This is a genomic window from Paragemmobacter straminiformis (genome assembly GCF_014243445.1).
In the GTDB taxonomy this organism is placed as follows: Bacteria; Pseudomonadota; Alphaproteobacteria; order Rhodobacterales; family Rhodobacteraceae; genus Paragemmobacter; species Paragemmobacter straminiformis.
Genome location: NZ_JACLQD010000002.1, coordinates 663,087 through 686,120, shown reverse-complemented (window position 1 = coordinate 686,120; position 23,034 = coordinate 663,087). Strand labels below are relative to the sequence as shown.

Here is a 23,034-nt window from a genome sequence, read left to right as displayed (position 1 = left end):
TCCGGCGGGCCGTCTTTTTCCATCAAGGCACTGCCGTCAGAGCGGGCCATAAAACCGGATATTCAGGGGAGTTTGCACCATCATGAGTGCAGGGATCGATCTTGACGACGTGTGCTGTGACTTCGGCTCGTTCCGCGCCGTCGACCATGTGAACGTCGCCATCCAGCCGGGCGAATTCTTTTCCTTTCTCGGGCCGTCGGGCTGCGGCAAGACCACGATCCTGCGCATGATCTCGGGCTTCACCGAACCTTCCTCGGGCGTCGTCCGAATCGGCGGCAAGGACATGCGCGGCCAGCGCCCCAACCAGCGCCCCACCGCGCTGATCTTCCAGAACCTCGCCCTGTTCCCGCTGATGTCCGTCGCCGACAACATCGCCTTCGGGCTCGAGGTGCGCGGCATCGACAAGGCAAAGCGCCGCGCCCGCGCCGACGAACTGCTGCGCCTAGTCGACCTGCCCGGCGCGGGCGACAAGATGGTCAGCCAGCTTTCCGGCGGCCAGAAACAGCGCGTCGCCATCGCCCGCGCGCTTGCCGTCGAACCCGCCGTGATGCTGCTTGACGAACCGCTCTCCGCGCTCGACCTCAAGCTGCGCCAGCACATGCGCGCCGAATTGCGCGCCATCCAGAAGCGCACGGGCGTCACCTTCATCTACATCACCCACGATCAGGGCGAGGCGCTCGCCATGTCCGACCGCGTCGGCGTGATGAGTCATGGCCGCCTGCAACAGGTCGCCAACCCGCGCGACATCTACGACAACCCCGCCAACGGTTTCGTCGCCTCCTTCGTGGGCGAGAACAACATCCTCGCCGGATCGGTCGGCGCCGTGGGGCAGGGCTTTGCCAGCTATGACACCCCGCTGGGCAGCTTCCGCGCCCGCATGGCCCCGAACACCGGCGGCGCGGTCAAGCTTTACGTCCGCCCCGAACACATGCGCTTCACCGCCGAGGCGCAGGCCGAAAACTCGGTCCCCGTCACCGTGACCGACGTCGCCTTCGAGGGGAACTTCATCTCGGTCCACGCGCTTTCGGAAAACGGCACCAACCTCGTGGCCGAACTCCGCAACGACGGTCTGGGCAACACCCCGGCCCCCGGCGCAAAGCTGCACATCTCGTTCGATGCCGCCCGCGCCGCCATCCTTCCCGACGAAACCGCGGCGGAGGCCTGATCCATGCAAGACCTTCTGCGCCGCTACGGCACGGGTCTGACAGGCGCCTTCGTGCTGCTCACGGCCTTCTGGCTGCTCGTCCTGATCGTGCTGCCCAACTTCTACCTGCTGGAAAACTCGTTCCGCCCCTATCTGCCCCGCGTCGACATGGGCGGCCCGCTCGACACCTACTCTTTCGACAATTACGCCAAGATCCTCACAGGCTCGTCACCGACCGAAGTCTTCGGCCTGACCGTCACGCTGCCCGTGCATGTGAAATCCTTCCTGCTGACAGTGGGCTATTCCGCCTTCGTGACGGTCCTGTCCTTCGCGCTGGCCTATCCCTTGGCCTATTACCTTGCAAAGATCGTGCAGCCGAAATCGCTGCCCACGCTCTTTCTTCTTCTCTTCGTCCCCCTCTGGGTGTCCGAGGTGCTGCGCTCCTTCGCGTGGTTCATCATCCTGTCGCTCAAGGGACCGCTCAACTTCTCGCTTCTCGGCCTCGGCATCATCGAGGCGCCGATCCGCTGGATCGCGGGCTACCGGTCGATCATCATCGGCCTTGTCTACACCTATGTGCTGTTCATGCTCTTCCCGATCTACAACGCCATCCAGTCGCTCGACACCAACCAGATCGAAGCGGCCGAAGACCTTGGCAGCCCGTGGTGGCGCACGCATTGGCGGGTGATCCTGCCGCACGCCAAACCGGGCATCGCCTCGGGTGCCGTGATGGTGTTCATGCTCTCGGCAGGTTCGCTTCTGGTGCCTGTCCTGCTCGGCTCGACCGAATCGAACTGGTTCACCCAGGTCATCCAGCAATGGATGTTCGAAGCCGCCGACTGGAACACGGGGTCGGCCTATGCCTTCATCCTGCTGGTCCTCTGCACGGTGTTCGTCAGCCTCGTGATGCGGGTTTTCCGCGTCAAACTCTCCGACATCGCGAAATAAGGGGGCAGGACCATGCACAAGACACGCAACTACCTGTTCCACCTCTATATGGCGCTGTTCCTCTTCTACCTTCTGGCGCCCTTGGTCGTCATGGGGGGCGCGGCCTTCAACGACAGCCGCTTCCCCTCGATCCTGCCGTGGCGCGGCTTCACCACCCAATGGTTCACCGAACTGGCCGCCGACGGCCGCATGTGGGTCGCCTTCCGCAATACGGTGCTGGTCGCGGTGGCCGTGGTGGTGCTGGCCGTTCCCATCGGCACGGCGGCGGCGATCCTGATCAACTCGATCACCGGTCGCGTCCGCACCGTGCTTTACGGCGTGATGGTCGCCCCGATCCTTGCCCCCGGCGCGGTCATCGGGATTTCGACCCTGCTGTTCTGGAACCAGTTTTCCGTGCCCGCGGGCCTGCACCTGTCGGTCTTCGGTCAGGTCAGCTATATCGCGGCTTTCGTGATGCTGCTGGTCCTCGCCCGGCTGCAAAGCTTTGACGTCGCACTGGAAGAGGCGGCGCTCGATCTTGGCGCGGGCCACGGCATGGTGCTGCGCCGCATCCTGCTGCCCCATCTCTATCCGGCCATCGGGGCAGGGGCCGCCATCGCCTTCTTCCAGTCGATCGAGAACTTCAACGTCACACTCTTCACCCGTGGCAATGCCGATACGCTGACGGTCTATGTTTTCTCCAAGGTCCGCACCGGCATTACCCCCACGATCAACGCGCTGGCCCTGATCATGATCACCGTCACGCTGGCGGGGGCGGTCCTTTACGAACTCCGCCGCCGCAGGCTCGAACGGATCTACGGCGAATGAAGCCCAAGGCCCGCCCCCGTGGCGGGCCTTTTGCTGCGGGCCTTGCACCCGCCCCGCCGCTGGTGTCTCTGGCACCCGCACCAACCGGAGCCGCCCATGGACGCCTCATCCGCCTTTCAGGACAGTCTGCCCACCACCTCCGATGCGCTGCTGGCGCAGATGGATGCCCTCGGCATTCCCTACCGCCGCTATGACCACGTTCCCTTGCGCACCGTGACCGACAGCAAAGAGGTGCAGGGCATGATGGGGGCGGGCCTGCATGTGAAGAACCTCTACCTGCGCGACCGCAAGAAGCGGAACCTTCTGGTCACGCTGGAACAGGACCGCGACATCGACCTCAAGCTGCTCGGCGAACGCCTCGGCGCGCCCGGCCTGTCCTTCGGCTCGGAAGAGCGGCTGATGGAAAATCTCGGCATCCGTCCCGGCGCCGTCTCGCCCTTGGCGATGGTGAACGGCGTCAAGACAGGTGTACGACTGGTTATCGACGCCGCATTCGCCCGTGCATCGGTTGTGCATGTCCACCCGCTCGTGAACGACCGCACCTTGGCAATGGCCCCCGCCGACCTGATCCGCTGGTTCACCGCCATCGGCTGCACCCCCGAATGGCTCGAGGTATAGGACAGCAAGGCGCGTAAGGAACGCGCCGTATCTGTCTGGTGTGCAAGGGGAAAAGTGGCAGCCCGTAGGGGAGTCGAACCCCTCTTACCTGGTTGAAAACCAGGTGTCCTAACCGATAGACGAACGGGCCACGCTGTCGGTGACGGGCAGATAGCCCGACCGCAAAAGCGGTGCAAGGGGGAAAGCGAAAAATTCCCTTAACCCGCCGCACGATCCCCGCGCAGCAACTCGGCGACCAAGGGGTTGGGAAAGCGCCGGGTCAGGGTAATGGCGTAGAAACTCTCGACCACCCCCTCAAGCCGCGCATGTTCGACCAGCGTTCCCGCTGCCAGCTCGTCGGTGACCGCGATGGGCGGCAACAGGGCCAGTCCGACCCCCTCGCGCGCCAAAAGTCGCATCATTGCAATGTCATCCACCTCGGCCGCGATCTGCGGCACCACATCGAAGGTCGAGGCCAGACCGTCAAAGGCCGCCCGCAGGCCGCTTTCCGCCGTGGGCAGAATCAGCGGCTCCCGCGCCAGCAGGATGCCAAGGTCATCCCCCGCCCGCTGCCGCTCGGGCCTGCCGATCAGGCTGACGGGCTGCCCCGCGATCCGCCGCGACAGAAACGGCGTCGCCGCATCCCGCGGCACGGATTCGTTGCTCAGCACCACATCCAGCGCAAGCCCCTCGAGCCCGCGAAGAAGTTCCGCCATCCCCGCGGAACGCAACACGATTTCCACATCCGCCCGCCCCAGCAAAGGCCGCAGGAACGCAAGCTGGAAGTTCCGCGACAGCGTGGCCAGCGCACCCACCCTGATGGCACTGCGCGCCCGCCCCGACTGGCGCAACACCGCCATCAGCTCGTCACCCGTCTTGAAGATCGTCTCGGCATGATCCAGCGCGATCCGCCCCGCCTCGGTCAACTCGAGCCGCCGCCCGATCCGGTCGAACAGCGGATGGCCCAACCGGTCCTCCAGCGCCTTGATCTGCACGGACAAAGCCGATTGCGACAGGTTCAGATGCGCCGCTGCCCGGGTCAGATTCCCCTCGAGTGCGACGGCCCTGAAATAGCGCAGATGGTTGTAGTTCAGTTCCATATGTTCGTTTTAATAGAATGATAACCTCGTAACAATGTATTTTTTATTGGACCTTCGCGCTGCTAACTGGTCGGTCGTCCTGGAAAGTCGGAGACCGCCATGCCGATCCTGCTCGTCTACCTTGCTCCCCTCTCGCTCGCCCTTGCTGCGGCTTTCGCCTTTGCCGGCCCCGCGCTTCGCCCGCGCCGCAGCCTGCTTGTTGCTGAAATCACGGCACTTTTCGCCATTGTCGTGGCCATAGCCGCTGCCCTTCTGCTTGCCACCCAAGGCGCCGGCACCTCGCCGCTGCTCGGCCTGTCGGGGGTTGGCCTTTCGGTCCGGCTCGATGCGGTCAGCGTGACGATGCTCTTGCTGGTGGCCTTCATCGGTTGGGTCGTGCTGCGCTATTCGGCCACCTATCTTGACGGCGAGGCGCGGCAGGGGGCCTTTACCGGCTGGATGGCGCTGGTCCTTGCTGCCGTCATGCTGCTGGTCACGGCCGGAAACCTTGGCCAACTGGTCGCGGCATGGGTCGGCGTGGCGCTCGGGCTGCACAAACTCTTGCTGTTCTACCCCGACCGGATCCAGGCCCGCCGCGCCGCCCGCAAAAAGGCGATCACCGCCCGCATGGGCGACGCCGCCGTGATCGCGGCCTCGGTCACGCTGGTTGCGGCCTTCGGCACGGGCGATATCGCCACGCTGAACGCCACCGCCGCCGGCCCCTGGGCCATGCTTGCCGCCGCCCTTCTGGCCATCGCCGCCATGCTGAAATCGGCGCTCTTCCCGCTCAACGGCTGGCTGGTCGAGATGATGGAGACACCCACCCCCGTCTCGGCCCTGCTTCATGCCGGGGTTGTCAATGCAGGCGGTTTCCTCTTGATCCGCATGGCCGATGTCATGCTGTCGGCACCCGGAGTTCTGGCGGTGCTGGTTGCGGTGGGCGGCTTCTCGGCGCTTGTCGCGGGGCTTGTGATGCTCACCCAGCCCGCCGTCAAGACCGCGCTGGCATGGTCGACCGTGGCGCAGATGGGCTTTATGATCCTGCAATGCGGCTTGGCGCTGTTCCCGCTGGCGCTGCTGCACATCGTCGCCCATTCGCTTTACAAGGCGCATGCCTTCCTCGCCTCGGGCAATGCCGTGGCCGAGGTGCGGGCGAACCGCCGCCCCGGCCCCGTGGCGATCCCTTCGGCCCGCGCCGTGTTCCGCGCCTTTGCGCTGGCGCTGGCGGTCTATGCAACGGTCGCCCTTGCCTTCGGCATCGACGGCAAGTCGCCGCAGGCCCTCGCACTTGGCGCGATGCTGATCTTCGGTGTCGCCTATCTGATCGCCCAAGGTCTGGCCGATGCCGCGCCCCGCGCGCTGATGTGGCGGGTCCTCCTTGCCTCGGGTCTGTCGGCCGTCAGCTACTTCGCCCTGCAAATCGGGGCCGAGGCGCTGACCCGTGGCACCCTGCCTGCCACGCCCGCCCCCGGGCCGCTGGAATGGGCGCTGATCCTGCTTGCGCTGGCCAGTTTCGGCGCCGTGGCGCTGGCGCAGGCGATGTTCCCGCTCTGGTCGCAACACCCCGCCGCGCGTGGCTTGCGCGTCCACCTTGCCAACGGCCTTTACGCCAACGCCCTGTTCGACCGCCTGACCGGCGGCTTCGCACGGTGATCCCCTTGGAGATGGAGAAAGACATGCTCGTCAAACACCGCGACAATTTCACCGGCCCCTTCCTCGAGATCATCAGCGCCGCCCGCGCCGCGATGCAGGCCATTCCGCCCGCCTTCCCCCTGTCGGCCACAGTGGCGGTGAACCCCTTCCTCGGCCAATCGGCGCTGGGTCTGGCCGAAACCTCGGCGCGGCTCGGCCGTGTCGGGGGGCTGCGCCTGACCCTGCCGCGCAGCCACTTCGCGGCCGAGGTCGCGGCGGGGCGCATCACCCACGCCGATCTCGCAGCGGCAGCCAGCGAGGCCGATCTGACCTTGCCCGAACTTCTGGCTGCGCTCGACGCACCCGAAGCGCCGTTGCAGCCGATCCCGACGGTTGCCGACCTTGCCGCGCAGCTGTCCGGCATCGACTGGCCGACGATCCTTCTCGACCGGATCGGCAGCTTTTGCGCGGCCCGTTTCGATCAGGGTCAGGCCCTCTGGCCGCTCCCCGCGGGCGAAGGGCTTTACGCCGCATGGCGCGCCCATGCCACGCATGACCTTGTGCCCGAAATCGCGGGCTTGACCGGCTTTGCCGACCATGCCGCCGCCGCCCCCGACGATGCATGGTCTGCCGTGGCCCGCGCCGTGTCCTCGCTTGGCATCGGCGCGCCCGAGGCCGAGCTTTATTTCCACGCCCTGTTGCACCGCCTTGGGGGCTGGGCGCAGGCCGCGCGCTGGCAGCTATGGCAGGCCGAGCTTCAGGGCGGCACCGACGGGTCGCTTGCCGATCTTTTGGCGCTGCGGCTGATCTGGGACGAGGCACTGCTCGCCCGTTACGGCGCGCCTTTGGCCGAACTTTGGGCTGCGGCACGCGTGGCCTTTGGCGCGGCTGCGGCACCCGGCTATGACGACGCGCTCGACGCGGCGCTTCAATCGGCAGCCGAACGGGCGGCGCAGCGGCGGCTGGCAGATGCGCTTCAGGGGGAAACCCCGCAGTCCACTGCCCCGAAGCTGCAAGCGGCCTTCTGCATCGACGTCCGGTCCGAGGTGTTCCGCCGCGCGCTCGAAAGCCTCGATCCGGCCATCGAAACCATCGGCTTTGCCGGGTTCTTCGGCCTGCCGCTCGCCCATCGCCCCTTTGGCGCTGTCGCCGCCGAAGCCCATCTGCCCGTGCTTCTGGCACCCGCTCTGAACAGCGCGCCCGCCGCCGCGCCGCAGGTGGAAGAGGCCGCCCGCATCGCCGCCCGCTCGACCCGCGCTTGGGGCCGCTTCCGGCAGGCCGCCGTCTCGTCCTTCGCCTTTGTCGAGGCGGTCGGCCCGCTTTACGGTGCCAAATTGCTGCGCGATGCGCTCGGCTTCGGTGGCAAATCCGCAGCCCCCGAGCCCGCCCCCGTGATCGAAGGGCTGGACCGGAACGCCAAGGTCGCCATAGGTGCCAAGGTTCTGGGGGCCATGTCGCTGCGTGCGGGCTTCGCGCCCTTGGTGCTTTTGGTCGGGCACGGCGCGCATGTGGTCAACAACGCGCACCGCTCCGCCCTGCAATGCGGCGCCTGCGGCGGTCACAGCGGCGCGGTCAGCGCACGCGCCCTTGCCGCCCTGCTGAATGACCCCGAAACCCGTGCTGGTCTTGCGGGGCAGGGGATCGACCTGCCCGCAACCACCCGCTTCGTCGCCGCCCTGCACGATACGGTCAGCGACGAGGTCACCTTGTTCGACGCGCCCGAAGGCATGGCCGACGTGGGCCACTGGCTGCAACAGGCGGCGCAGATCGCACGTGCCGAACGGGCCGGACGGCTGCCGCGCGCGGGCCATCGGGGGCGCGCGCTGCAAGCCCGTGCCCGCGACTGGGCCGAAACCCGTCCCGAATGGGGCCTGTCGGGCTGCGCCAGCTTCATAGCCGCCCCCCGCTTTCGCACCAAGGGCCGCGACCTCGGCGGCCGGGCCTTCCTGCACAGCTACGACTGGCGGCAGGACGAGGGGTTCGCCACGCTGGAACTGATCCTGACCGCACCCGTCGTGGTGGCAAGCTGGATCAGCCTGCAATATTACGGCTCGACGGTCGCGCCGCAGGCGTTCGGCGGGGGCAACAAGCTTTTGCACAACGTCGTGGGCGGCTTCGGCGTCCTCGAAGGCCACGGCGGCGCGCCGCGTGTCGGCCTGCCGTGGCAATCGGTGCATGACGGGGAAAGGCTGCAACACGACCCGCTGCGCCTGACCGTGCTGGTCGAGGCTCCGGCCCAGGCGATCACCGACATCCTCGCGCGCCATGCAGGTGTCCGCGACCTGTTCGACCAGAAATGGCTGCATCTGCTGCGGATCGACGATGCCGGTCAGGTGGCCGACCGCTACCTGCAAGGCATGGGATGGGAACCCTTCGCCAGCCCCGCGCGCAAGGCTGCCTGACAGAAGAAGGGGGTGGCGGTCCGTGCCGCCGCCCTTACCCGGCTCTGTGGTCCGCCCCGGCAACCGGCGTGGTCACGGCGCCGGACGCCTGCCCGAAACTGCGGCGGGCATAGAAGACGGGCAAAAGCAAAGCCCCCATCGCAACCGACTCCGCGATGTCGTCACGATCCAGCAGCGCGGCCAGCGCCGAGGGTTCGACATGCGGCCTGCTTGCAAACCATGTCTCCATCGCCTGTTTTGCCGCTTCGGGCACCCCCGCCCAGGTTTCCGATCCGGCACGACATCCAGGAAGGTCAGGAAAGGTCACGCCAAAGGAACTCGGCCCTTCGGGGCGGATGACAGCCGTGTAGCAAAGCATCTGTGACCTTCCGCTGGATCGACAAGGCCATACACGCCGCCAAGATAAGCCCCTGTTGCACGCCATCGCATCGGGCAGGGCCTTTTTTGCAGGAATCGGGCAAAAATGATAGAATGAAAATTCCATCCATGCGGATGGGTAGAACGTTACACATCTTTTGCGCACCGATGGTCCGTAGGGTCACTCCCTCACGGCAGGGTCGCAACAGGCTAAAACGCGCGCCAGCCCGAAGGCTGCGCCCGCATTTGCGGCCCTGTGGCGTGGCCTATCTACGGGCCGCTGGCATTAGTGGGGGCTGTCTCGCTCAGCATTTGATACATGCCTGACCAGCTCCGCCAGTTTTCGCCCAGATAGCCCCCGAAGGCCAGCACGGTAAAAATCACCCCGCCGCCGATCAATCCGAGAAGAACAAGGTATTCCGTCAGTGCCAATCCGCTTTCGTCACGTCGAAAATCAATACGCAACATCCTGTCTCCTGTTTGTGCTGCCCGCGCCAAAAGTTATTAATTAAGCTTTACATACTATAGTTTGGGTCGCCTGTGCTGGAAAAAATCCTGGCGCACCCATTCCGGGCGCGGTGCTGCTGCATCCGCCACACAGCGGGGCAGGCCCAAGCGCCGCGACATAAGGGGCGCCGGAACGGGCTGAAAGGGCAGGGCGATGCCCGCGCCCGCCTGTTCGCGCCATGGCAGACGGATCGGCAGACTTGGCGGAAGCGGTGGGATTCGAACCCACGGTAGGGTTCCCCCTACGCTAGTTTTCAAGACTAGAGCCTTAAACCACTCGGCCACACTTCCTTGGGCAGGGTGGTTACCACGCCCTACGGCGTATTCAAGGGCCGCCATCGGGGTTTCGCGGCCAACCCCGGGGCGGGGCGCGCGCGGGCGTGACAAAACGTCCTGCGAAACTGTCAGATTTTTCTGACAGTTTCGTTGGACTGCACCGCGCTTTAACGCTACTCTGCCCGCGACGTCGCACCGACGTCTTGGGGCATGTGATGGCCGACGGACAGACCGCGAACCTTTGCTTCGATACCGGCTTGCAAAGTCCGGTGATCGGCGGCGCGGCGCGGCCGGGGCTTTGCACCGATTGCGGCGTCTCCCGGCTTGGCGACGGCAAGGCCTGCGGCAAGGCCTGCCAGTTCATCAACCCCGACTATGCCGGCCTCGAACGCCGCGTCCACGGGCGCACCGCCGATCCGGGCCTTGGCGAGGAAGGCTTCTTCGGCGTCACCCAAAGCATGATGCGCGCGCGCCTTGCCAAGCCTCTGGCCGGTGCGCAATGGAGCGGCATCACCACAGCCCTTGCCGCGCGCCTGCTGGAAACCGGCACCGTCACCGCCGTTCTGACCGTCGCCCCCGATCCCTTCGACCGCTGGAAACCGGTGCCCGTGGTGGTGACCGATCCCGCCGCCCTTGCCAATGTGCGCGGCATGCGGATGGGCTGGGCCCCGACGCTGGCGCTGCTCGAACCCGTCGCTGCGGCAGGCCACCGCCGCATCGCGCTGATCGGCATTCCCTGTCAGGTCCACGCCCTGCGCGCGCTCGAGGCGGAACTTGGCTTCGAAAGCATCCATGTCATCGGAACCCCCTGTTCCGACAACACCACGACCGAGAATTTCCACGCCTTCCTCCGCCAGATCGACCCGCATCCCCAGACGATCAGCTATCTCGAATTCCGCGCCGACTACCGCGTCGAGTTGCGCTTCGACGATGGCCGCAAGCCGCGTCTCGTGCCATTCCTGAAATTGCCGCTGTCCAAACTGCCCGCCGATTTCTTCCCCGTTACCTGCAAGACCTGCGTCGACTATACCAACCGTCTGGCCGATGTGACCGTGGGCTACATGGGCGGCGATGGCGACCAATGGGTGATCGCCCGCAACCCGCGTGGCGTTGCCCTTCTGGCCATGCTGCAAGACCGCCTGAAAACCCGCCCTCTCACCGACAGGGGCAAGCGCGAAACGGCGGTGCGCGGCTTCATGGCCAACACCGAACGCGCGGCGGGCGGCTTGCCCCTGCGCAGCATGCCCGACTGGCTGCGCCCCGTCGTCGCCTTCCTGCAACCGCGCATCGGGCCGCGCGGTCTCGAATTCGCGCGCGCGCGGGTCGAGATGAAGGCCATCGAGACCGTCCTTCACCTGCGCCGCAGCTTTCCCGCGCGGGTCAAGAACATGGTGCCCGCGCATGTCTGGGGATTGGTGCGCAAATACGGCATCGAACCCGCCGATCACGAGCGCCGCGACACCGACAAGACCTGACACGCGATTCGCTTTTCCGGCCAACGCCGCTGTGTCTTGGCCCGTCAGCCCACCGATTGTTTCCCGTTTGGAAACATGCCCCGCTTTGGCCCGGTAATTGTCGCGCATTCTTCCACAACGCCAAGGGCGCGCCCCATTCCGGCAGCATCTTGTTGATCGGGTGGCGGGAAAGTGCGATAAATAAAAGGCGTCCGAAATCCTGGGGGGGACAAGGGCGCCTGTTCCGAGTGTCCTCTTGCGAGTGGCTGCCAAATGACCGACCAGAGCTTTGCCTTGCTCTCTGTCCGCATGCTTGCGGCGGGGACGAAACTCCGAACCGGAGTGGCGCCCGACGATTACACCGCCGTCGAGGAACTCAGCGCCGGCGAGGCGATCTACGACCCCATAAGCCGCCGCTTCCACGATATCTCCGACATGTCTTGCGGCACGCTCGACCGCGACCGCGCGCGTGACTGCGGCCTCGACCTGTTCCAGCTCGGTCCCGTCGCGGGTGCCGCCCCGCCCGTCACCTGCATGATCGAAAGCCGCAATCTCTCGCCGATCCCGCGCAAGTCCGACGGTCCGAACACCGAACCGACGGTGTTCTACCGGCTCAGCTTCGGGGTGCGCGTGGTCATCGATACCGGCACCGCCCTGTGCGAGATGCGCTGACCGCGCAGGCCCGCTTCTGACGATCCTGTTGCACGGATGCGAACAGGGGGCCGCCCACCGACGGCCCCCCTTTTGCCCAATGGGCGAATATGACACTGACTGCGGGCATAATTCCCGGTTGAAAAGGCGGTCAAACCGCAGCCGTCGGGCCTGAAATCCGCGCCCTCCGACCAATCCAGTCGCGTGTCGGTCAATATGCGGTGCCCGCATCTACGGGCCAAAACAACCGTTCAAAGTCTTTGCCGTGGTTTCAAACACAGGCATCCTGTGCCTCTGCCCCCCTGTTGTGGCCGATTCCCCGCCCTGCCGCTGTTCCTTGGGGAACAGGGCACGGGAAAGCGGGCGGAAAATGCGGGGCAGGGCGCGGAACAGGGGGCTTTCCTTTGCGCGGCCTTTGCCGCAAAAGGGGCCGCTTTTCCAAAGGGGGCGCATCATGGCGGCAGGGTTCGGCTTCACGGTTCACGCGACCGACGGCAAGGCACGCACGGGCGTGATCGAAACCACGCGCGGCGCGATCCGCACCCCGGCCTTCATGCCGGTCGGCACCGCCGCGACCGTCAAGGCGATGCTGCCCGAAAGCGTGCGCGCCACGGGCGCCGACATCCTGCTTGGAAACACCTATCACCTGATGTTGCGCCCCACCGCCGAACGCATCGCGGCACTGGGCGGCCTGCATCGGTTCATGAACTGGGACAGGCCGATCCTTACGGACTCGGGCGGGTTTCAGGTCATGTCGCTCGCCTCACTGCGCAAGCTGACCGAAGAGGGCGTCCGCTTCTCGAGCCATATCGACGGCTCCAAGCACATGCTCTCGCCCGAACGCAGCATGGAGATCCAGAAGCTTCTCGGCTCTGACATCGTCATGTGCTTCGACGAATGCCCCGCGCTGCCCGCCACCGATGCCGAGGTGGCGAAATCCATGCGCCTGTCGATGCGTTGGGCGCAACGCTCGCGCGATGCCTTTGGCGACCGCCCCGGACATGCGCTTTTCGGCATCATGCAAGGCGGCGTCACCCGCGCGCTGCGCGAGGAATCCGCCGCCGCCCTGCGCGCCATCGGTTTTGACGGCTATGCCGTTGGCGGTTTGGCCGTGGGCGAGGGGCAAGAGGCCATGTTCGACGTGCTGAACTACGCCCCGGGCCTTTTGCCCGAGGACAAGCCGCGTTACCTGATGGGCGTGGGCAAACCCGACGACATCGTGGGCGCGGTCGAGCGTGGCATCGACATGATGGATTGCGTGCTTCCCTCGCGCTCGGGGCGCACGGGGCAGGCATGGACCCGCATGGGCCAGATCAACATCAAGAACGCCCGCCACCAGAACGACCCGCGGCCTCTGGACGAACACTGCGGCTGTCCCGCCTGCCGCAACTATTCCCGCGCCTATCTGCACCATGTGAACAAGGCCGGCGAGATCATCGCCTCGATGCTGATGACCTGGCACAACCTGCATTACTATCAGGAATTGATGCAGGGCCTGCGCGACGCCATCGCCGCAGGAAGCCTTGCGGCCTTTGTCGCCGATTTCCACGCCCGCCGCGCGCAGGGCGACATCGAACCGCTCTGACCGCCAAAGGGATGGAACCCACCGTTTCATGGGCGCAAATGCCGCGAATGCGCCGCAAAGCTTGCTTGCCCCCGCCTTGACAGGGGCGCATCATATTCGCCAAAGGCGTGGTTGACTCGCCCTATGTGCCCCCCCAGATATAGGGGGCGAACAGGGGAAAGCCGAGTGCTGCCGAAGACCGGGGCCGGAGCTTTCCTGCCAGACAAGGAAATATCATGAGCGAACCGCTTTCCCAAAGTTATCCGGTGCTTCCGCTCCGCGATATCGTGGTGTTCCCGCATATGATCGTGCCGCTTTTCGTCGGACGCGAAAAATCGGTGCGGGCACTGGAAGAGGTCATGGCCGATGACAAGCAGATCCTGCTGTCCAGCCAGATCGACCCCAGCGTGGATGATCCGGGCACCGATGCGATCTATCGTGTGGGTGTGCTTGCCAATGTGCTGCAACTGCTGAAATTGCCCGATGGCACCGTCAAGGTGCTGGTCGAGGGCAAGGCGCGGGTGAAGATCACCGAATTCCTCGCCAACCCCTCGTTCTTCGAGGCGCAGGCCGACACCCTCGATGAAACGCCCGGCGACAAGGCTTCGGTCGACGCGCTGATCCGTGCCGTGGCGGAAGAATTCGAACGCTACGCCAAGATCAAGAAGAACATCCCCGAAGAGGCGCTTGCCGCCGTTTCGGAAACGCGCGAACCCGCGCGTCTGGCCGACCTCGTCTCGGGCCATCTCGGCATCGACGTGGGCCAGAAACAGGATCTTCTCGAAACGCTCGACGTGGCCGAGCGTCTGGAAAAGGTCTACGGCCAGATGCAGGGCGAAATGTCCGTGCTTCAGGTCGAGAAGAAGATCAAATCCCGCGTCAAGACCCAGATGGAAAAGACGCAGCGCGAATATTACCTCAACGAGCAGATGAAGGCGATCCAGCGCGAACTGGGCGATGGCGAGGACGGCCAGAACGAGATCAACGAGCTTGAAGAGCGTATCCGCAAGACGCAACTGTCCAAGGAAGCCCGCGAAAAGGCGGATGCCGAGGTCAAGAAGCTGAAGTCCATGTCGCCCATGTCGGCCGAGGCCACCGTGGTGCGCAATTACCTCGACTGGCTTCTGGGCGTTCCGTGGGGCGTGAAATCCAAGGTCAAGAAAGACCTCGGCCGCGCCGAAGACGTGCTGAACGCCGATCACTACGGGCTCGAAAAGGTCAAGGAACGGATCATCGAATATCTTGCGGTGCAGGCCCGTTCGGCCAAGCTCAAGGGTCCGATCCTCTGCCTCGTCGGCCCTCCCGGCGTGGGCAAGACCTCGCTTGGCCGTTCGGTCGCGAAAGCCACGGGGCGCGAGTTCATCCGCATCTCGCTTGGCGGCGTGCGCGACGAATCCGAGATCAGGGGCCACCGGCGCACCTATATCGGCTCGATGCCCGGCAAGATCATCCAGGCGCTGAAAAAGGCGAAAACCACCAATCCGCTCATCCTGCTCGATGAAATCGACAAGATGGGGCAGGATTTCCGTGGCGATCCCGCAAGCGCCATGCTCGAGGTGCTGGACCCCGAACAGAACGCAACCTTCGTGGACCACTATCTCGAAGTGGAATACGACCTGTCGAACGTGATGTTCATCACCACCGCGAACTCCTACAACATGCCCGGCCCCCTGCTGGACCGGATGGAGATCATCACGCTGGCGGGCTACACCGAGGACGAGAAGCGCGAGATCGCCAAACAGCACCTGATCGAAAAGCAGGTCGCCAACCACGGCCTGAAAAAGGGCGAGTTCAAGATCGACGATGCCGCCCTGACCGAGATGATCCGCACCTATACCCGCGAAGCGGGCGTGCGGAACCTCGAACGCGAGATCGCCAAGCTCGCGCGCAAGGCCGTGACCGAGATCGTCAAGAAAAAGGGCAAATCCGTCGAGGTGACGCCCGAGAAGCTTGAAGAATACCTCGGCGTCAAACGCTACCGCTACGGTCTTGCCGAACAGGAAGATCAGGTCGGCGTGGTCACCGGTCTTGCCTGGACCAGCGTGGGCGGCGATCTCTTGTCCATCGAGGCGCTGAAACTGCCCGGCAAGGGGCGAATGAAGACGACCGGCAAGCTGGGCGATGTGATGAAGGAATCGATCGAGGCGGCGGCATCCTACGTCCGCTCGATCAGCCCCGAGCTGGGCATCAAGCCGCCCAAGTTCGAAACGCTCGACATCCACGTTCACGTGCCCGAAGGCGCCACCCCCAAGGATGGCCCCTCGGCCGGTCTGGCGATGGTGACCTCTATCGTGTCCGTCCTCACGGGTATTCCCGTGCGCAAGGACATCGCCATGACGGGCGAGGTGACGCTGCGCGGCAACGCGCTTGCCATCGGCGGGCTGAAGGAAAAGCTGCTGGCCGCCCTGCGCGGTGGCATCAAGACCGTGCTGATCCCGCAAGAGAACGCCAAGGATCTGGCCGACATTCCTGACAGCGTGAAAAACGGCATGACCATCGTTCCGGTCAGCCATGTGCGCGAGGTGTTGAAGCTGGCCCTTGTCCGCCAGCCCGAGCCTGTCGAATGGGACGAAGCCGCCGAAGAGGCCGCCGCAGCGGCGCGCAAGGCGGCCTCGGACCTGCCGGTGCAAACCGCGCATTGATCGCGTGACAATGTGACCGAAGGGGGCGTGCCACAGGGCGCGCCCCTTTTTCGTTCCGGCCCCTCGTGCCGCTGGCATCGCTCGCGTCTTGCGTCTATCTTTCGATAAAACAACGCCTGTTAGGGCGATATCAGGGGGCGAGCACATGGCCGCGACAGCGACGAAGAAGCCGACAGCGAAAAAGATCACCACACCCAAGGCAAAACCCGAAACGGCGGTCAGTGCCGACCCCGCAGCCGATGCGGCCAAGCCCGACCACGGCCCGCAGCTGAAGAAAAAGGAACTGGTCGACCGCGTCACCGAAGCCGTCGGTGGCAAGAAAAAGGTCGTCAAGGAAATCGTCGAAGCCACGCTCGCCGCCTTGGGCGAGGCGTTGCAAAAGGGCGAAGCGCTGAATCTTCCGCCCTTCGGCCGTGCCAAGATCGCCCGCTCCAAGGGCGAGGGGCGCGAGTCCTCGATGACCGTCAAGCTGCGCGGCGCGGGCGAAAAGATTGCCCCGAAACCGCGGAAAGAGGCCCTTGCAGAGGTCGGTGAAGACAGCTAAACACCGCGCCATCGGGCGATTAGCTCAGCGGTAGAGCGCTTCGTTCACATCGAAGATGTCAGCGGTTCAAATCCGTTATCGCCCACCATGCTACAGGAAGCGTCGCCCCGTGCGGCGCTTCTTGCATTTTGGCTCCCCCCAGCCCGACCCGCCTTTTGCCCTGCCTTTTGCGCTTGCCGCCACGGCCCCGCTTGGGCTAAACCCCGCGGCAAGGGCGGGCGGTTAGCTCAGTTGGTAGAGCGTCTCGTTTACACCGAGGTTGTCGGGGGTTCGAGTCCCTCACCGCCCACCATATCCCCCCCAGAAATCGCGCCGATCAATTCCGGCTTTCCTTTCGCGGCACTTCTTGGTCAAACAGGGGACAAGGGGCCGGAGGGGACCATGACCATCATCACGCCGCCGCTTGGCGGATCGCTCGACACCTTGCCACCCGCCTTTTCGGCGGATCAGGTGGCCGACCTTGCGGCCCGCCACTGGGGCCTGACAGGGCGCCTGTCACCGCTCACCTCCGAGCGCGACCTCAACCACCATCTGGCCGGACCGCAAGGCGGCTTCGTCGTCAAGATCGCCAACCTTGCCGAAGGCCACGGCATCCAGCGCATGCAGAACCGTGCCCTGCGCCATATCGCGGCACAGGATGCAGGGCTGCCCGTGCCCCGCGTTGTTGCCGCGCTGGACGGTCAGGATGATGTGGTCCTGCCCGATGGCCATCTGATGCGGGTGCTGACCTGGCTCGACGGCGTGCCGTTGCACGCGGCCCCGCAAAGCCCCGCTCAATCGGTGGCGCTGGCGCAGATGCTTGCCCGCCTGACCCGCGCCCTGTCCGGCTTTGCCGATTCCGGCGCCGACCACATCTTGCAATGGGATATCAAGAACGCAGCGCAACTCGTTGCCCTGCTTGATGATATCTCAGATCCCGTCGCGCGTGACCTTTGCGCCGACGTGCTGCATCGTTTCGCCGCAAGCGTGGCGCCGCACCTGCCCCGCCTGCGCTGGCAGGTGGTCCACAGCGACCTCAACCCGCATAACGTGCTGGTCGACCCCGCAGCCCCCGACCGCGTGGCGGGCATCCTCGACTTCGGTGACATGGTCCGCACGCCGCTTGTCTGCGACCTTGCCGTCGCGGCAGCCTACCGCATCGACCGCGAAGACGCGCTTGGCTCGCTCACCCGCTTTGCGGCGGCCTATCACGCGGTGAACCCTCTTACCCGCGACGAGCTGGGCGTCTACTTCGACCTTGTCGCCGCCCGCATGGTCACCACCATCGCCATCGCAAGCTGGCGCGCCGCGAAATACCCCGAAAACGCCCCCTATATCCTGCGCAATTTCCCCTCGGCGCGGGCGGGGCTGCAATCTCTTGCCGCACTCGACCCGGTCGAGGTCGCCGCCGCCCTTTCATCCGCTTGCCCCGTAGCGAGGTAGTCATGCGCGACCCGATGCCCAACGCCTTTGTCGCCGGAGCGGTCGACCTGCCCGAAACCGAAGCGCAACTCGTCGCCCGCCGCCAGCGCGTGCTTGGCCCCGCGTATCGCCTGTTCTACCAGACCCCCGTCCATCTGGTGCGGGGCGAGGGCGTCTGGCTTTACGACCCCGAAGGCAACGCCTACCTCGACACCTACAACAACGTGGCCTCGGTCGGGCATTGCCACCCGCATGTGCTGGCCGCCACCGCCCGCCAGTCGGCGCTGCTTGCCAGCCACACCCGCTATCTGCACGACACGGTTCTCAGCTATGCCGAAAGGCTGCTTTCCCATTTCCCGTCAGAGCTTTGCCACGTGATGTTCACCTGCACGGGGTCCGAGGCGAATGACCTTGCCATCCGCCTTGCCCGCGCGGCGACGGGCGGCATGGGGGTGATCGTCACCGAAAACGCCTATCACGGTGTGACGGCGGCCGTGGCCGAATTCTCGCCCTCTCTCGGCCCCGGCGTGCCGCTGGGCGGCCATGTCCGCACCGTTCCGGCCCCCGATGCGCGCCTTGGCGACCCGGCCGCAACCTTTACCGCCCATGTGCAGGCCGCCATCGACGACCTGATCCGCCACGGCATCAAACCCGCCGTGCTGATCGTCGATACCATCTTTTCCTCGGACGGGGTTTTCGCCGCCCCCGCCGGTTTTCTGCAAGGTGCGGTCGATGCCATCCACGCCGCAGGGGGCCTGTTCATCGCCGACGAGGTGCAGCCCGGTTTCGGCCGCACGGGCGATGCGATGTGGGGGTTCGCGCGTCACGCCGTGCTGCCCGACATGGTCTCGCTCGGCAAGCCGATGGGCAACGGCTATCCGGTGGCGGGGCTTGTCCTGCAACCGCATGTGGTCAAGGATTTCGGCGCAAAGGCCCGTTACTTCAACACCTTCGGCGGCAATGCCGTAGCCGCCGCAACCGCGATGGCCGTTCTTGACGTGGTCGAGGGCGAGGGGCTTCAGGAAAACGCCCGCAAGGTCGGGGCGGAATTCGCCACCGCCCTGCGCGGCCTGACCGACCCGCGTCTGGGCGATCTGCGAAGCGCCGGGCTGTTCCTGGGGCTCGACATCGTGACCGACGGCAAGCCCGATGCCGCAATGGCCGCCCGCATCGTCAACGGCCTGCGCGACGAGCGCGTTCTCATCAGCGCGACCGGCCCAAATGGCAACGTCCTCAAGATACGCCCGCCGCTGGTCTTTGGCAGCGCGCATGTCGCGCTCTTTGCCGAGCGGCTAGAGCGTGTCCTGAAGCGGCTCTAACGCAAGGGGGGCGCGAAAGCCCCCCTTGGCAGCGATCAATTCGAAACAGCCGCGGCAAGAACGACCAGCAGCAGCAAGGGCACGATCAGCCCCTGCGCACTCGAACTGGTCTGCTGTTCGACAACGGCGGGGGCCATGACCGGCTCGGTGACCGGCTCGGCCATGCCGCCGGCAAGGGCGGTCTGGGCGACAAGCGCGAAAAGCAGGGCGGCGGCGGTGGTTTTGACAGGTTTCATGGGCAGCATGTCCTTTGGCTGATCCGACCGCGCGGGCTGGGCAAGCGAAGCCAACCGGTCCACCCCCACAGCGCCCGAACTGCGGTTCCGGTTCCCTCGGCCCGCAAGATTCTTGCGCGCTCTGTGCCTCACCGCACAGAGACGGCGCGGGGCAGGGTGCATGACAGCGGCCCCCCGATCCCCTATCTTTTCAGAATGAAACTCCGGAGGCCGATATGAGCTGGAACCCCGCCCTCGACCCGTCGATCCCGATCGGCGATGCCGTCGATGCCATCGAGACGGTGATCGTGCCCCGCGCCCGCGACCTTGGCGGCTTCGAGGTGCGCCGCGCCTTGCCCTCGGCCCAGCGCCAGATGGTCGGGCCCTTCATCTTTTTCGACCAGATGGGCCCCGCCGAATTTCTGACGGGGCAGGGCATCGACGTGCGCCCCCACCCCCATATCGGGCTTGCCACGGTGACCTACCTGCTCAAGGGCAAGATGCACCACCGCGACAGCCTCGGCACCGACCAGTGGATCGAACCGGGGGCGGTGAACCTGATGTTCGCAGGCCACGGCATCACCCATTCCGAACGCACCGATGGCCCGATGCGCCAGTCGCCCCATGGCCTCTTCGGCCTTCAGACATGGCTTGCCCTGCCAAAGGCGAACGAGGATGACCCCGCCGCCTTCCACCACGCCCACGGCGCGGCCCTGCCCGACCTCGAAGGCGAGGGCAAGCAGGTCAAGCTGATCCTTGGCACGGCATGGGGCGAACGGGTCGATCTGAAAACCCCGTCCGAGGTGTTCTACGCCGATGCCACCCTGTCCCCCCGCGCCGCGATTCCCCTTCCCGATGACCACGAGGATCGCGGCATCTACATCATCGCGGGCAGCGTTTCGGTGGGCGGCCAGACCTTTCCTGCGGGCCAGATGCTGGTGTTCCGCCCCGGCGACCGCATCTCGGTCAGGGCGGGCGAGGATGGCGCGCGCCTGATGCTGCTGGGCGGTGCGACGATGGATGGTCCGCGTCATATCTGGTGGAATTTCGTCGCCTCGTCGAAAGAGCGCATCGAGGCCGCCAAGGAAGCATGGCGCGCCGGCGACTGGGCGCATGGCCGCTTCCGCCTGCCGCCGGGGGATGATGCAGAGTTCATTCCGGCGCCGTAAGGGCGATTTTTGATGCAAAAATCGCGCCGGAATTTGGCGCAAATTCCGGTTCTGCGCCAACGGTCGGAAGCGGTTTCTGCGTCAGAAACCGCTGCGGGATTTGCGTAAATCCCGCAAGTCGCGGCGAGCGGCGAAAAAATCCGAAAGGTCGCTTGACGCCGCCCGCGCCCTTCCGTAATACCCGCTCACGTTCGGAGGGCCGGGCCGTGGATACGCGGTTGTAGCTCAGTTGGTTAGAGTACCGGCCTGTCACGCCGGGGGTCGCGGGTTCGAGCCCCGTCAACCGCGCCACAGCCCTCCCTCCCGAACGTATTGCGCGGTTGTAGCTCAGTTGGTTAGAGTACCGGCCTGTCACGCCGGGGGTCGCGGGTTCGAGCCCCGTCAACCGCGCCACTCTTCAAAAAAGGCGACCCGATCGGGTCGCCTTTTTGCTTTTCCTCACAGCGTCATGCGGTAGCGCACATGCCCGTCATAGGGGGTGAAACGGTCGTAAAGCCGCCGGGCCACGCTGTTGCCTTCGTCGGTGTGCCAGTAAAGCCGGTGCCAGCCCTTGGCTCGGGCCAGCGCCTGCAAATCCTCGATCAGGGCACGCCCCATCCCCTTGCCACGGGCGGCGGGCGACAGGAACAGGTCCTCCAGATAGCAATCGTTCCCCAGAACCCAAGTCGACGGATGGTTGAGGTGGATGGCAAAACCCACCATCTCGCCGCCGTCAAAGGCCAGCCGCGCCTTGACGGGGCTGGCCGGGTCCATCAGCCGCGCCCATGTGGCCTCCGTCACCTCGGGCGCCAGCGTCACATCGTAAAAGGCAAGGTACTGGTCCCAAAGCCCGCGCCAGCCCGCCTCGTCCTGCGGGGTCGCGTCGCGGATCATGCCAGCCTCGCCAAGACGCGCGCCCAGGACCGGATGCCCTTGTGGAAACAGTCGAGGTCGTATTTCTCGTTGGGCGAATGGATCTGGTCGTCATCGCGGCCAAAGCCGATCAGCATCGCGTCCATGCCCAGATAGGTCTTGAAATACCCCGCGATCGGAATCGATCCGCCCGCGCCGACAAAGGCCGCCGACCGCCCCCATTCCTCGGTCAGCGCCGCCCGCGCGGCCTCGAAGGCGGGATCCTCGATCGACATGACCGAAGCGGGGCTTCCCTCGACCGCATCATGCCAGATGATCTCGCAATCGGGCGGCAGTTGCGCCTCGGCCCAAGTCCGAAAGGCGGTCAGCACCTTGGCGGGGTCCTGCGCCGACACCAGCCGGAAACTCACCTTGGCATGGGCCTCCGACGGCAGCACCGTCTTGAATCCCGCGCCATTGTAGCCGCCCCAAAGCCCGTTCACTTCGGCCGTCGGGCGCGACCAGATCATTTCCAGCGGCGTGCGGTCGGCTTCGCCCGCAGGCACCGACAGGCCGACATCGCCAAGGAACTTGCGGTGGTCGAAAGCCAGCGCCTGCCATTGCTGGCGCAGGCTGTCGGGCAATTCGGCCACGTCGTCATAGAAGCCCGGCACCTGCACACGCCCCGAGTCGTCATGCAGCCCCGCCAGAATCCGCGTCAGCACGTGCAAGGGGTTGCGCGCAAGGCCGCCATACATGCCCGAATGCAGGTCGCGGTCCGCAGCCCGCAGGGTGAATTCCGATTTCGCCAGCCCGCGCAGCATGGTCGTGATGGCGGGCACCGCATCCTCGAACAGCCCCGTATCGCAGATCAGCGCCAACTCGGCCCGCAACTCGTCCGCGTTCTCCTGCATGAACGGGATCAGCGAGGGCGAACCCGATTCCTCCTCGCCCTCGAGAAAGATCGTCAGCTTTGCGGGCAGGCTGCCATGCACGGCCTTCCACGCGCGGCAGGCTTCGATGAAGGTCATCAACTGCCCCTTGTCATCCGACGCGCCGCGCGCACGGATCACCTTGCCCTTGGGCGTATCCTGCACCTCGGGGTCGAACGGGTCGCGGTCCCACAGCGACAGGGGATCGACCGGCTGCACATCGTAATGGCCGTAAAACAGCACATGCTTGCCGCCTGTCCCGCCATGCGCCACCACCATCGGATGGCCCGGCGTGGGCCGCGACGCGGCCTCGAAGCCCAGCGTCCGCAAATCCTCGACCAGCCAGTCCGCCGCCTTCGCGCACTCGGCCTTGTAGGCGGGGTCGGTCGAGATCGACGGGATCCGCAACAGCTCCATCAGTCGCGCAAGCGCGTCGGGCAAGTCCTGATCGATCCGGTTCAGAACGGCGTCAAGATCGGCGCGGGCTGTCATGGGCTGTCTCCTTCTTGTGATGCGATGGCGACCCTATCAGCACTTCCGCCCCTGTCCAGAGCGGCAGAGCC

Annotated in this window: 20 protein-coding genes and 6 tRNA genes; 18 read left to right on the top strand and 8 right to left on the bottom strand. The window is 65.5% G+C overall.

The features are described 5' to 3' along the window. Window positions 1-82 precede the first annotated feature (82 nt). The 4 genes from H7F16_RS09125 to H7F16_RS09110 all read left to right on the top strand — a co-directional run bounded on the left by H7F16_RS09125 (window position 83) and on the right by H7F16_RS09110 (window position 3,517). Window positions 83-1,165 carry an ABC transporter ATP-binding protein gene (locus tag H7F16_RS09125; protein WP_185797244.1) on the top strand — a complete coding sequence of 361 codons (1,083 nt, stop codon included), beginning with the start codon at window positions 83-85 and terminating at the stop codon, window positions 1,163-1,165. Between the two features lie 3 nt (window positions 1,166-1,168). Beyond that, window positions 1,169-2,092, top strand: coding sequence for an ABC transporter permease (locus H7F16_RS09120; RefSeq protein WP_185797243.1), 924 nt, complete (start codon window positions 1,169-1,171; stop codon window positions 2,090-2,092). 12 nt (window positions 2,093-2,104) lie between these two features. Further along, on the top strand, window positions 2,105-2,899 hold the full coding sequence (locus H7F16_RS09115) for an ABC transporter permease (protein WP_185797242.1): 795 nt from the start codon (window positions 2,105-2,107) through the stop codon (window positions 2,897-2,899). 96 nt (window positions 2,900-2,995) lie between these two features. Then, window positions 2,996-3,517, top strand: a complete 522-nt coding sequence (locus H7F16_RS09110; RefSeq protein ID WP_185797241.1) for a prolyl-tRNA synthetase associated domain-containing protein — start codon at window positions 2,996-2,998, stop codon at window positions 3,515-3,517. Between the two features lie 55 nt (window positions 3,518-3,572). Here H7F16_RS09110 and H7F16_RS09105 read toward each other — a convergent pair. Further along, a tRNA-Glu gene (locus tag H7F16_RS09105) sits at window positions 3,573-3,647 on the bottom strand. Window positions 3,648-3,714: 67 nt separating this feature from the next. Beyond that, window positions 3,715-4,596 (bottom strand): LysR family transcriptional regulator, encoded by an 882-nt coding sequence (locus tag H7F16_RS09100; protein ID WP_185797240.1) that lies wholly within the window; start codon window positions 4,594-4,596, stop codon window positions 3,715-3,717. Window positions 4,597-4,695: 99 nt separating this feature from the next. On the opposite strand from H7F16_RS09100, the gene H7F16_RS09095 reads away from it, so the two are divergent. Both H7F16_RS09095 and H7F16_RS09090 read left to right on the top strand, forming a co-directional pair. Then, complete coding sequence (locus H7F16_RS09095) at window positions 4,696-6,228, top strand: proton-conducting transporter transmembrane domain-containing protein (protein ID WP_185797239.1); 1,533 nt, start codon at window positions 4,696-4,698, stop codon at window positions 6,226-6,228. A gap of 23 nt (window positions 6,229-6,251) precedes the next feature. Further along, window positions 6,252-8,609, top strand: a complete 2,358-nt coding sequence (locus H7F16_RS09090; RefSeq protein WP_185797238.1) for a YbcC family protein — start codon at window positions 6,252-6,254, stop codon at window positions 8,607-8,609. A gap of 34 nt (window positions 8,610-8,643) precedes the next feature. Here H7F16_RS09090 and H7F16_RS09085 read toward each other — a convergent pair whose 3' ends face one another. The 3 genes from H7F16_RS09085 to H7F16_RS09075 form a co-directional block, all read right to left on the bottom strand. Continuing rightward, on the bottom strand, window positions 8,644-8,967 hold the full coding sequence (locus H7F16_RS09085) for a type II toxin-antitoxin system HicB family antitoxin (protein ID WP_185797237.1): 324 nt from the start codon (window positions 8,965-8,967) through the stop codon (window positions 8,644-8,646). A 269-nt stretch (window positions 8,968-9,236) separates the two neighbouring features. Beyond that, complete coding sequence (locus H7F16_RS09080; protein ID WP_185797236.1) at window positions 9,237-9,434, bottom strand: hypothetical protein; 198 nt, start codon at window positions 9,432-9,434, stop codon at window positions 9,237-9,239. A 240-nt stretch (window positions 9,435-9,674) separates the two neighbouring features. Next, a tRNA-Ser gene (locus tag H7F16_RS09075) sits at window positions 9,675-9,764 on the bottom strand. Window positions 9,765-9,964: 200 nt separating this feature from the next. Between H7F16_RS09075 and H7F16_RS09070 the strand changes: the two genes are divergently transcribed. The 9 genes from H7F16_RS09070 to H7F16_RS09030 all read left to right on the top strand — a co-directional run bounded on the left by H7F16_RS09070 (window position 9,965) and on the right by H7F16_RS09030 (window position 19,324). Beyond that, window positions 9,965-11,224: a Coenzyme F420 hydrogenase/dehydrogenase, beta subunit C-terminal domain gene (locus H7F16_RS09070; protein ID WP_185797235.1), complete on the top strand. Its 1,260-nt coding sequence runs from the start codon at window positions 9,965-9,967 to the stop codon at window positions 11,222-11,224. A 252-nt stretch (window positions 11,225-11,476) separates the two neighbouring features. Then, the gene (locus H7F16_RS09065; RefSeq protein WP_185797234.1) at window positions 11,477-11,875 is read left to right on the top strand and encodes a hypothetical protein; all 399 of its coding nucleotides are present in this window, start codon (window positions 11,477-11,479) and stop codon (window positions 11,873-11,875) included. Window positions 11,876-12,308: 433 nt separating this feature from the next. Further along, window positions 12,309-13,439, top strand: a complete 1,131-nt coding sequence (gene tgt, locus H7F16_RS09060; protein WP_185797233.1) for a tRNA guanosine(34) transglycosylase Tgt — start codon at window positions 12,309-12,311, stop codon at window positions 13,437-13,439. Between the two features lie 215 nt (window positions 13,440-13,654). Beyond that, on the top strand, window positions 13,655-16,060 hold the full coding sequence (lon, locus tag H7F16_RS09055; RefSeq protein ID WP_185797232.1) for an endopeptidase La: 2,406 nt from the start codon (window positions 13,655-13,657) through the stop codon (window positions 16,058-16,060). Between the two features lie 145 nt (window positions 16,061-16,205). Beyond that, window positions 16,206-16,604, top strand: coding sequence for an HU family DNA-binding protein (locus H7F16_RS09050; protein WP_185797231.1), 399 nt, complete (start codon window positions 16,206-16,208; stop codon window positions 16,602-16,604). A 13-nt stretch (window positions 16,605-16,617) separates the two neighbouring features. After that, window positions 16,618-16,692 (top strand) — tRNA-Val (locus H7F16_RS09045). A 128-nt stretch (window positions 16,693-16,820) separates the two neighbouring features. Then, window positions 16,821-16,896, top strand: a tRNA-Val gene (locus H7F16_RS09040). 89 nt (window positions 16,897-16,985) lie between these two features. After that, complete coding sequence (locus H7F16_RS09035) at window positions 16,986-18,026, top strand: phosphotransferase (protein ID WP_185797230.1); 1,041 nt, start codon at window positions 16,986-16,988, stop codon at window positions 18,024-18,026. 2 nt (window positions 18,027-18,028) lie between these two features. Next, window positions 18,029-19,324: an aspartate aminotransferase family protein gene (locus H7F16_RS09030; protein WP_185797229.1), complete on the top strand. Its 1,296-nt coding sequence runs from the start codon at window positions 18,029-18,031 to the stop codon at window positions 19,322-19,324. Window positions 19,325-19,359: 35 nt separating this feature from the next. Here the strand turns inward: H7F16_RS09030 and H7F16_RS09025 are convergent, their stop codons facing one another. After that, the gene (locus tag H7F16_RS09025) at window positions 19,360-19,560 is read right to left on the bottom strand and encodes a hypothetical protein (protein WP_185797228.1); all 201 of its coding nucleotides are present in this window, start codon (window positions 19,558-19,560) and stop codon (window positions 19,360-19,362) included. Window positions 19,561-19,775: 215 nt separating this feature from the next. On the opposite strand from H7F16_RS09025, the gene H7F16_RS09020 reads away from it, so the two are divergent. The 3 genes from H7F16_RS09020 (at window position 19,776) to H7F16_RS09010 (ending at window position 21,101) form a co-directional block, all read left to right on the top strand. After that, complete coding sequence (locus tag H7F16_RS09020; protein WP_185797227.1) at window positions 19,776-20,708, top strand: pirin family protein; 933 nt, start codon at window positions 19,776-19,778, stop codon at window positions 20,706-20,708. Window positions 20,709-20,922: 214 nt separating this feature from the next. Next, window positions 20,923-20,999: transfer RNA gene (locus tag H7F16_RS09015), tRNA-Asp, on the top strand. A gap of 25 nt (window positions 21,000-21,024) precedes the next feature. Then, window positions 21,025-21,101: transfer RNA gene (locus tag H7F16_RS09010), tRNA-Asp, on the top strand. 45 nt (window positions 21,102-21,146) lie between these two features. Here H7F16_RS09010 and H7F16_RS09005 read toward each other — a convergent pair. Then, entirely contained in the window at window positions 21,147-21,581 is a 435-nt protein-coding gene (locus tag H7F16_RS09005) for a GNAT family N-acetyltransferase (RefSeq protein WP_185797226.1), read from the bottom strand. Then, on the bottom strand, window positions 21,578-22,963 hold the full coding sequence (locus tag H7F16_RS09000) for a M20/M25/M40 family metallo-hydrolase (RefSeq protein WP_185797225.1): 1,386 nt from the start codon (window positions 22,961-22,963) through the stop codon (window positions 21,578-21,580). Before H7F16_RS09000 ends, H7F16_RS09005 begins: the two co-directional genes overlap by 4 nt. Window positions 22,964-23,034 lie beyond the last annotated feature (71 nt).

Excerpts from the sequence above, each read along its gene's own strand:
- H7F16_RS09125 (WP_185797244.1), top strand. The coding sequence starts at position 83 with ATGAGTGCAGGGATCGATCTTGACGACGTGTGCTGTGACTTCGGCTCG.
- H7F16_RS09120 (WP_185797243.1), top strand. The coding sequence starts at position 1,169 with ATGCAAGACCTTCTGCGCCGCTACGGCACGGGTCTGACAGGCGCCTTC.
- H7F16_RS09115 (WP_185797242.1), top strand. The coding sequence starts at position 2,105 with ATGCACAAGACACGCAACTACCTGTTCCACCTCTATATGGCGCTGTTC.
- H7F16_RS09110 (WP_185797241.1), top strand. The coding sequence starts at position 2,996 with ATGGACGCCTCATCCGCCTTTCAGGACAGTCTGCCCACCACCTCCGAT.
- H7F16_RS09100 (WP_185797240.1), bottom strand. The coding sequence starts at position 4,596 with ATGGAACTGAACTACAACCATCTGCGCTATTTCAGGGCCGTCGCACTC.
- H7F16_RS09095 (WP_185797239.1), top strand. The coding sequence starts at position 4,696 with ATGCCGATCCTGCTCGTCTACCTTGCTCCCCTCTCGCTCGCCCTTGCT.
- H7F16_RS09090 (WP_185797238.1), top strand. The coding sequence starts at position 6,252 with ATGCTCGTCAAACACCGCGACAATTTCACCGGCCCCTTCCTCGAGATC.
- H7F16_RS09085 (WP_185797237.1), bottom strand. The coding sequence starts at position 8,967 with ATGCTTTGCTACACGGCTGTCATCCGCCCCGAAGGGCCGAGTTCCTTT.
- H7F16_RS09080 (WP_185797236.1), bottom strand. The coding sequence starts at position 9,434 with ATGTTGCGTATTGATTTTCGACGTGACGAAAGCGGATTGGCACTGACG.
- H7F16_RS09070 (WP_185797235.1), top strand. The coding sequence starts at position 9,965 with ATGGCCGACGGACAGACCGCGAACCTTTGCTTCGATACCGGCTTGCAA.
- H7F16_RS09065 (WP_185797234.1), top strand. The coding sequence starts at position 11,477 with ATGACCGACCAGAGCTTTGCCTTGCTCTCTGTCCGCATGCTTGCGGCG.
- tgt (WP_185797233.1), top strand. The coding sequence starts at position 12,309 with ATGGCGGCAGGGTTCGGCTTCACGGTTCACGCGACCGACGGCAAGGCA.
- lon (WP_185797232.1), top strand. The coding sequence starts at position 13,655 with ATGAGCGAACCGCTTTCCCAAAGTTATCCGGTGCTTCCGCTCCGCGAT.
- H7F16_RS09050 (WP_185797231.1), top strand. The coding sequence starts at position 16,206 with ATGGCCGCGACAGCGACGAAGAAGCCGACAGCGAAAAAGATCACCACA.
- H7F16_RS09035 (WP_185797230.1), top strand. The coding sequence starts at position 16,986 with ATGACCATCATCACGCCGCCGCTTGGCGGATCGCTCGACACCTTGCCA.
- H7F16_RS09030 (WP_185797229.1), top strand. The coding sequence starts at position 18,029 with ATGCGCGACCCGATGCCCAACGCCTTTGTCGCCGGAGCGGTCGACCTG.
- H7F16_RS09025 (WP_185797228.1), bottom strand. The coding sequence starts at position 19,560 with ATGAAACCTGTCAAAACCACCGCCGCCGCCCTGCTTTTCGCGCTTGTC.
- H7F16_RS09020 (WP_185797227.1), top strand. The coding sequence starts at position 19,776 with ATGAGCTGGAACCCCGCCCTCGACCCGTCGATCCCGATCGGCGATGCC.
- H7F16_RS09005 (WP_185797226.1), bottom strand. The coding sequence starts at position 21,581 with ATGATCCGCGACGCGACCCCGCAGGACGAGGCGGGCTGGCGCGGGCTT.
- H7F16_RS09000 (WP_185797225.1), bottom strand. The coding sequence starts at position 22,963 with ATGACAGCCCGCGCCGATCTTGACGCCGTTCTGAACCGGATCGATCAG.